At 59.3% G+C, this 7441-nt stretch carries 8 protein-coding genes and 1 pseudogene; 6 read left to right on the plus strand and 3 right to left on the minus strand.

Annotated elements, in window-relative coordinates:
* The coding region (locus V7080_RS21710) for an RluA family pseudouridine synthase (RefSeq protein WP_442947271.1) at window positions 1-846 on the minus strand (846 nt) is incomplete at its 3' end.
* A 149-nt stretch (window positions 847-995) separates the two neighbouring features.
* Here V7080_RS21710 and V7080_RS21715 point away from each other — a divergent pair.
* Window positions 996-1793: an outer membrane protein assembly factor BamD gene (locus tag V7080_RS21715; RefSeq protein WP_334190470.1), complete on the plus strand. Its 798-nt coding sequence runs from the start codon at window positions 996-998 to the stop codon at window positions 1791-1793.
* A gap of 31 nt (window positions 1794-1824) precedes the next feature.
* On the opposite strand, the gene yaaA is transcribed toward V7080_RS21715, so the two are convergent.
* Complete coding sequence (yaaA, locus tag V7080_RS21720; RefSeq protein WP_334190471.1) at window positions 1825-2598, minus strand: peroxide stress protein YaaA; 774 nt, start codon at window positions 2596-2598, stop codon at window positions 1825-1827.
* Window positions 2599-2628: 30 nt separating this feature from the next.
* Here yaaA and V7080_RS21725 point away from each other — a divergent pair, with 30 nt between their 5' ends.
* The 3 genes from V7080_RS21725 (at window position 2629) to V7080_RS21735 (ending at window position 5622) form a co-directional block, all read left to right on the plus strand.
* Window positions 2629-3063 (plus strand): putative toxin-antitoxin system toxin component, PIN family, encoded by a 435-nt coding sequence (locus tag V7080_RS21725; protein WP_334190472.1) that lies wholly within the window; start codon window positions 2629-2631, stop codon window positions 3061-3063.
* 44 nt (window positions 3064-3107) lie between these two features.
* Window positions 3108-4277, plus strand: coding sequence for a pyridoxal phosphate-dependent aminotransferase (locus tag V7080_RS21730; RefSeq protein ID WP_334190473.1), 1170 nt, complete (start codon window positions 3108-3110; stop codon window positions 4275-4277).
* Window positions 4278-4473: 196 nt separating this feature from the next.
* Window positions 4474-5622, plus strand: a complete 1149-nt coding sequence (locus V7080_RS21735; RefSeq protein WP_334190474.1) for an HD-GYP domain-containing protein — start codon at window positions 4474-4476, stop codon at window positions 5620-5622.
* Window positions 5623-5646: 24 nt separating this feature from the next.
* On the opposite strand, the gene V7080_RS21740 is transcribed toward V7080_RS21735, so the two are convergent.
* Complete coding sequence (locus V7080_RS21740; protein ID WP_334190475.1) at window positions 5647-6294, minus strand: glutathione S-transferase family protein; 648 nt, start codon at window positions 6292-6294, stop codon at window positions 5647-5649.
* Window positions 6295-6539: 245 nt separating this feature from the next.
* Between V7080_RS21740 and V7080_RS21745 the strand changes: the two genes are divergently transcribed.
* Both V7080_RS21745 and V7080_RS21750 read left to right on the plus strand, forming a co-directional pair.
* A complete protein-coding gene (locus V7080_RS21745) occupies window positions 6540-7319 on the plus strand; it encodes an oxepin-CoA hydrolase, alternative type (RefSeq protein WP_334190476.1) in 780 nt (259 codons plus the stop codon).
* A pseudogene (locus V7080_RS21750) lies at window positions 7316-7441 on the plus strand (histidine phosphatase family protein); the annotation flags it as partial. The gene V7080_RS21745 and the pseudogene V7080_RS21750, both read left to right, overlap by 4 nt.

The raw sequence follows: 7441 nt of genomic DNA on the forward strand, positions 1-7441 counted from the left end.
CACTGCGATGCCCAGCCCCTCCAGGGCATGGACACGGATCTGGTGGGTGCGTCCTGTTTCCAGTTTGCATCGCACGAGGCTGGCGACCCGGCCGTCAAGCGCGCCGGTGGCGATGCGCTCGTAATGGGTGATGGCCGGCTTGGCGCTGGGGCCGTCCGAGACCGCCATCTTGATGCGATCGCGCGGGTGGCGTCCGATCGGCGCCTCAATTTTGCCGCCGACCTGGGGCTTGCCCCACACGAGAGCCAGGTACTCCCGCTTGACGCTGCGCGCTTGCAGCTGCCGCACCAGGTCGGTCTGTGCCTCCAGGGTTTTTGCCACCACCATCAAGCCGCTGGTGTCCTTGTCCAGCCGGTGGACGATGCCTGCCCGGGGCACGCCGGAAAGCCCAGGCCACTGATGCAGCAAACCGTTGAGCAAGGTGCCGGACCAGTTGCCTGCCGCGGGGTGGACCACCAGGCCTGCAGGCTTGTCGATGATGACGATGGACGTATCCTCATGCACGATCGACAGGGGAATCGGTTCGGGGGTGAAAGCGCGCTCCTGCGGGGCGGCCTGCGGATGGATGATTACCGTCTCGTCCCCGAGCGCGAGCGCCTTGGCACGTGCCGGATGGCCATCGATCGTGACATGGCCGGCGTCCAGCCATTGCTGGATGCGGCTGCGGGAATATTGCGGAACCAGCTGCGACAGGACTTTATCGAGCCGAACGCCGCATGCATCCTCCGACAGCGTCAGGACGATCGGATGATCCTCCGGGGAAGGAAGTTCCTGCAAGTCCTGGACGTCGTCTTCATCGATATCGTCGATATCGGATTCAATGGTTTGCTTGGTCAAAATCGGGATTCGGTTGGGTAGGCAGCCTTCAGGCCGCGAAAAAACGTCGGTAAAGCCTTGGGACGTCAGCGCAAAATACTGGGCAAGCCGCACAGCCGGGCCATAATAAGCATCGGCTATAATCTGGCATCTTGTTGAGAAGCATCCTTGCGAACGTCATGCACATCAAATCGTTAAAAATTTCCGCCATTGCACTCGTACTTTCCTTGTCGGCCTGCGGCCTGACACAGGAAAAAGTCGATGAGACCCGGACATGGTCGGCCTCGAAATTATACTCGGAGGCCCGCGACGAACTAGCGAGCGGGAATTTCGAAAAGGCGGTTTCCCATTTCGAAAAGCTGGAGTCGCGCTATCCCTTCGGCACCTATGCGCAGCAAGCGCAGATGGAAATCGCCTATGCGCATTACCGGCAAGGCGACCAGCCGCAGGCACTGGCTGCGGTCGAACGTTTCATCAAGCTGCATCCGAATCACCCGAATGTCGATTACATGTATTACCTGCGCGGCCTGATCAACTTCAATGACCAGCTCAGCTTCCTGAATTTCCTTGCGCGGCAGGACCCGAGCGAACGCGATTCCAAGGCCACCAGGGAAGCTTTCGAATCGTTCAAGCAATTGGCGCAGCGCTTTCCGGACAGCAAATACACCAAGGATGCGATCGCCCGCATGAACTACCTGGTGAATGCGATGGCCCAGTATGAGGTGCATGTGGCCAATTACTACCTGCGGCGCGGCGCTTACCTTGCGGCCGCCAACCGGGCGCAAGCCGCCGTGACGGAGTACCGGGAGGCGCCAGCGGTCGAGGAAGCATTGTTCATCATGGTCAAGGCCTACGACGCGCTAAACTTGCCGCAATTGCGGGACGACGCCGAAAGGGTGATGCGCAAAAACTATCCGGACAGCGTGTATTTCAGCGGCGGCCCGAAGAAGTCCGAACCCTGGTGGAAATTCTGGTAATCCGAAAAGCTTGCGTGCCGGTTTTCACCAGTTATAACCTGCGGCGGAAAACCCACATATCGTCGGTGGAAGCGGCGGCATCGAACGCGTAGCCGTCGCTGTCGAACCCCTTCAGCTTTTCAACCTGCCTGAGTCCCTTCGCGATTGCGTAGCGCGCCATCAGGCCGCGAGCACGCTTGGCGAAGAACGAAATGATCTTGTATCGGCCGTTCTTCCAGTCTTCGAATACCGGTGTCACGATCCGTGCATGCAACAGCTTCGGCTTGACGGACTTGAAGTATTCATCCGATGCAAGATTGACAAGTATCGTGGACGACTGCCGCGACAGTTCGGCATTCAATGCCGCGGTCACCAGCTCGCCCCAGAATGCGTACAAATCCTTGCCGCGAGGATTCTCAAGCCGGGTTCCCATCTCCAGGCGGTAAGGCTGCATCAGGTCCAGGGGACGCAGGACGCCGTACAGGCCGGATAGAATGCGCAGGTGTGATTGCGCATAGTCGATCTGCCTGGCCGTCAGCGATTTTGCGTTCAGGCCGTCATAGACATCGCCATTGAAAGCAAACATCGCCTGTTTGGCGCTGGCAGTGGTAAAGCGTCGTTTCGACCAGGCTGCGAAGCGCTCGGCGTTGAGCGCGGCGAGCGCATCCGAAATGCCCATCAGACTGGCGATTTCCGCAGGCGCTTTCGTTTTCAGGATATCGATCAATTGTGCGGAATGCTCAATGAAATCCGGGCGGGTGTGGAGGTCGGTGACAGGAGGCGTTTCGAAATCAAGGGTTTTGGCGGGCGACAGGACAATCAGCATTTCACTTTTTCCAGACAACAATTTCCCGTAATGATACCCAAGCGAGTTGTGCTCGACACGAATGTCTGCCTTGACCTGTTTGTCTTTCGCGATCCGCGCTGGGCGGCGCTGGATGCAGCTCTGCGGAATGGCGCGATTGAAGCGGTGACGCGAACTGACTGCCGGATGGAATGGCTGGCAGTGCTGCAGTACGAACACCTGCCGCTGGACGAGGCGTCGCGGACGAAGGCCGCATCGGAGTTCGATGCGGTAATCCGCTGTGCCGAGGGGTCGGCCCCGGCGGCAGGTGTCAAGCTGCCGTTGTGCAGCGACAAGGACGACCAGAAATTCCTGGAAACGGCACTGGCCGAGCAGGCCGGCGTCCTCATCACCAAGGACAAGGCGCTGCTCAAGCTTGCGCGGAAAATGGCGCGTGCCGGCCTGTTCCGCATTTTGCCGCCGCAGGATTGGCGACTTGAAGAGTAACAAGACGCTAGAATGCGATTTCCCAAATCATTTCAGCGACAGGCATGAATACCGGCACCGCACCCCTTCCCCTGCAATCCAGACTGCCGCGTGTCGGCACCACGATATTCACCGTGATGTCGGCGCTCGCCGCGGAAAAGAACGCCGTCAACCTTGGTCAGGGTTTTCCGGATTTCGATTGCGATCCTGCGCTCGTCGACGCGGTGTCGGGCGCGATGAAGAGCGGGTTCAATCAGTATCCGCCGATGACCGGCGTGCCGGCGTTGCGGCAGGCGATCGCCGGCAAGATTGCGAGGCTGTACGGCCGCGACTACGACCCGGCGGCGGAAATCACCGTGACGGCGGGCGCCACGCAGGCGATCCTGACCGCGGTCCTGTGCAGCGTTCATCCCGGCGACGAGGTGATCGTCATCGAGCCGGTGTATGACAGCTATGTGCCGGCGATCGAGCTCGCCGGCGGCGAACCGGTGTTTGTACAAATGCGGGTCGATGCGGGCGGCTACAGCGTCCCCTGGGACAAAGTCGCGGCGGCAGTCACACCGAGGACTCGCCTGATCATGATCAACTCCCCGCATAATCCGACGGGTTCGGTGCTGCGCGAAACTGATCTGCAGGCGCTTGCGGACATCGTTCGGGGAACCGGCATCTTGATCGTGTCCGACGAGGTGTATGAGCATATGGTGTTCGACGGCGCTCGCCATGAATCCATATGCCGGCATCCTGAACTGGCGGCGCGGGCATTCGTCATTTCCAGCTTCGGCAAAACCTATCACGTCACCGGCTGGAAGGTCGGTTATGTCGCCGCGCCTGCCGCGCTCAGCAACGAATTCCGCAAAGTGCACCAATTCAATGTATTCACGGTGAATACGCCGGTCCAGCATGCATTCGCGCAATTCATGTCCAATCCTGCCCCGTATCTCGAACTCGCCGGCTTTTACCAGCGCAAACGCGACCTGTTCCGCGACGGGCTCGCGGACACCCGCTTCAAGCTGCTGCCTTCGGACGGCACCTATTTTCAATGTGTTGACTATTCAGCAATTTCCGCCATGCCGGAAACCGACTTTGCGCGTTGGCTGACAAGTGAGATCGGTGTGGCGGCGATACCGGTTTCAGCGTTCTACAACGAACCAAAGGAATCGGGCATCGTCCGCTTCTGCTTCGCAAAAAAGGACGATACACTTCAAACTGCCCTTGCGAGATTGGCAACACTATAAAGCGGCAGTGTGGATGATTTAATGAAGTTTCGGGCTGCCCCCTCAGTCCTGGCGGATTCCTGCCGTTAAACAGGTATTACAACGATAAATGCCATGCCGGCATACAGGCATGGCACGCTGGATGACGCAATCAATCTACGCGCATCAGGCCGCCGGAGGAACGCACGCGGACGCACGCTAAATCGGGGGTGGCAACATGGTTGATCATTACCGTATCAACATAGCGGACATCGTCATCGGGGAACCGCTCCCATGGGATGTATATGACGAGAGCAAGCGTCTTTTACTGGGCAAAGGACATGTCATTGCAACCGAACGCCAGTTTGATGAACTAACCGAACGCGCCCTTTTCATCGATAGCAGTGCCGCAGCCGGCCTGGCAAACAGGAAGTGCGAAAATCATTCGGCGAAACAGGCGCTCCCTTCCGCGCTGCGCCTTCTCAACTCGGCTAACAAGCGCCTTGAACGGCTGCTCTACAATCTGACCAACGACCAGGATGCGCGAGGAAAAGTGCTCGACATCGCCAGGTCGATTGCGGAAGCGGTCGATATCAATCCGGACATTGCCCTTGGGTGCGTACTCCTAAATCAGCAGGCGCACCGCTACACGATCCGGCATTGCCTGGATACGGCGGTACTGACCGCTATCGTTGCCAGGGGGATGAAAAAGGGTGACGATGAAACCCTGGTGATGATGGCCGCCGCACTCACAATGAATGTCGGCATGCTCCGCCAGCATGACGAACTGCAGGAACGAAGCGAGCCGCTCTCCGACAGGGAGCTGGAAAACATCAGGCAGCATCCGCAGCAAGCCGCCAACATCCTCCTGCAATGCGGGATTGACGATCCGACCTGGCTTTCATACGTGCTGCTGCACCATGAAAACGACGACGGCAGCGGCTACCCGCTCGGGAAAGGCGTCGGCGAGATCAGCACCAATGCGAAGATCATCGCCCTGGCCGACCGCTACTGCGCGGCGGTCTCCAATCGGCGCTACCGGAAACCGCTGTTGCCGCAATCCGCGTTGCGCGATGTCTTTCTCGGCGCCGGAAAGCCGCGCGATCCGACGCTGGCGGCCTACTTCATACGCGAGATCGGCAACTACCCTCCCGGCACATTCGTCCGGCTGCAGAACGGCGAAATCGGCGTGGTTACCCGCAAAGGCAAATCCGCGACAACGCCGGTGGTTCATGCGCTGATCGGTCCGCGCGGGGCGCCGCTGGCGTTCCCGATACAGCGCGATACCGGCAAGGATTTGTATGCGATTCGGGAACCCCTTAGCGGCGAACAGGGCGCGCTCCGGTTCAGCCTGCAGCAGCTTTGGGGTGACGAAGCGGCGTTGTGAACCGGCGTTGCCCGGGGTACTGCCCTACTTCGGTCGAGCCATCATTTCCTGTTGATTTGCCTTTCGGTCGGCATTGACACGCTGCGCCGCCGGACGCTCGCCCAGCATCTTGGTGTAGTCGCGGATCGGCAGGTCAGCCAGCACATCGTCGCCGTATATCGCCTTCGATGCCATGCTCACCAGCGGCAAATGGACCAGCGCAGCGCAATCCGCCATCGTGAATTCCGCACCGCCGACATAGGGCGAGAACTTGGCAAGTCCGGCGAACGCCTTCGCGTTGCGGGTGAGGAGCTTCTGCGTGCGCGTCTTGACCTCATCCGACACCTTGCCGCCGAAGAATGCCTCGGGGTAAAGCTCCCGAGCGACCAGTTCCAGGTGCAACTCCATGTAAGTGACGAGCTCACGGACCTTCGCCGCGGCGAACGGATCGGCGGGAATGAGGGGCTTTTGCGGGTAAGCGCTTTCGATGTACTCCATCATGACCTGGGATTCCAGGATGACGCCCTGGTCGGTCTCGAAGAACGGGACTTTCCCCAGCGGGGACCTTGCCAGCAAGGCGGGTGAGCGGTCGGTCCATACCAGTTCTTCTTCAAATTCGACGCCCTTCTCCAGCAAGGCAAATTTCACTTTGTTGTAGTAGTTGCTTACGGAAAAGCCGCACAGTTTCAGCATGTTATCTCCATTCGTTATTGATTTCGACCGACAGGATGCCGGCAATCTATTGCCCGCGAGTGCGAAAGCTTACCGCAGGATGGAATTCAATGCCGGCCCCGAACCTCCTTTGCGCATTTCGGCAATAATAGGCGGCAGTATGCTTGTTTCGGCAGCCACAGACGGTGCAAGAGTTTCGCCGGCTGTGAGTGCCGCCGCATAATTTTCGTTGTTGCCCATATTCCCGACATCCATTCCCTGCCCCTATGTCCGCCGAACTTCAAGCCTCCCGTCGTGATGCGACGCTGATCCTTACCCTGTCCAATCCCGGTTCGAAAAACGCGTTGCACCCCGATATGTATGCCGCAGCTGTCGAAACTCTATCGACTGCCGAACGCGACGATTCGATCAGGGCCGTGGTGCTGACCGGAGCGGATAATTTCTTCTGTGCCGGAGGCAATCTCAACCGCCTGCTCGATAACCGGGCGAAGGACAAGTCGGTCCAGGCCGAGTCGATCAACAACCTCCATGGGTGGATCGAAGCCATCCGCGACTGTCCGAAGCCAGTGATTGCCGCCGTCGAAGGCGCGGCGGCCGGTGCAGGTTTTTCGCTGGCCCTGGCCTGCGACATGATCGTCGCCGGCACGTCCGCGAAATTCGTCATGGCCTACGTGAAGGTCGGTCTCACACCGGACGGCGGCGGATCATGGTTTTTGTCACGCTCCCTGCCGCGCCAGCTGGCAACGGAAATTCTGATCGAGGGCAAGCCGGTGGGCGCGCCGCGCCTGCACGAATTCGGCCTCGTCAACAAGGTGGTCGCCGACGGCACCGCGCTCGATACGGCGCTCAATTGGGCCGATGAGCTGGCGGCGTTATCGCCCAACGCGGTCGAGCGCATCAAGTCGCTGACCCAGGACGCACAAAACAATTCGCTTGCGCAGCACTTCGAAACGGAGAAGCACCACTTCGTGGAAAGCCTGCATCACCGCGATGCACAGGAAGGCATCAACGCATTTCTGGAAAAGAGAAAGCCGCAATACAAATGACCGACCATAAACGACGACGCATCTACCTGATGCGCCATGGCAGCGTCACCTACTTCGACGCCGCAGGCAAACCCATTCTTCCCGAGCAAGTTCCGCTGAACGAACTCGGCCGCTCGCAAGCC

Origin of the sequence: Noviherbaspirillum sp., assembly GCF_036846085.1 — a bacterium.
GTDB lineage: Bacteria > Pseudomonadota > Gammaproteobacteria > Burkholderiales > Burkholderiaceae_D > Noviherbaspirillum.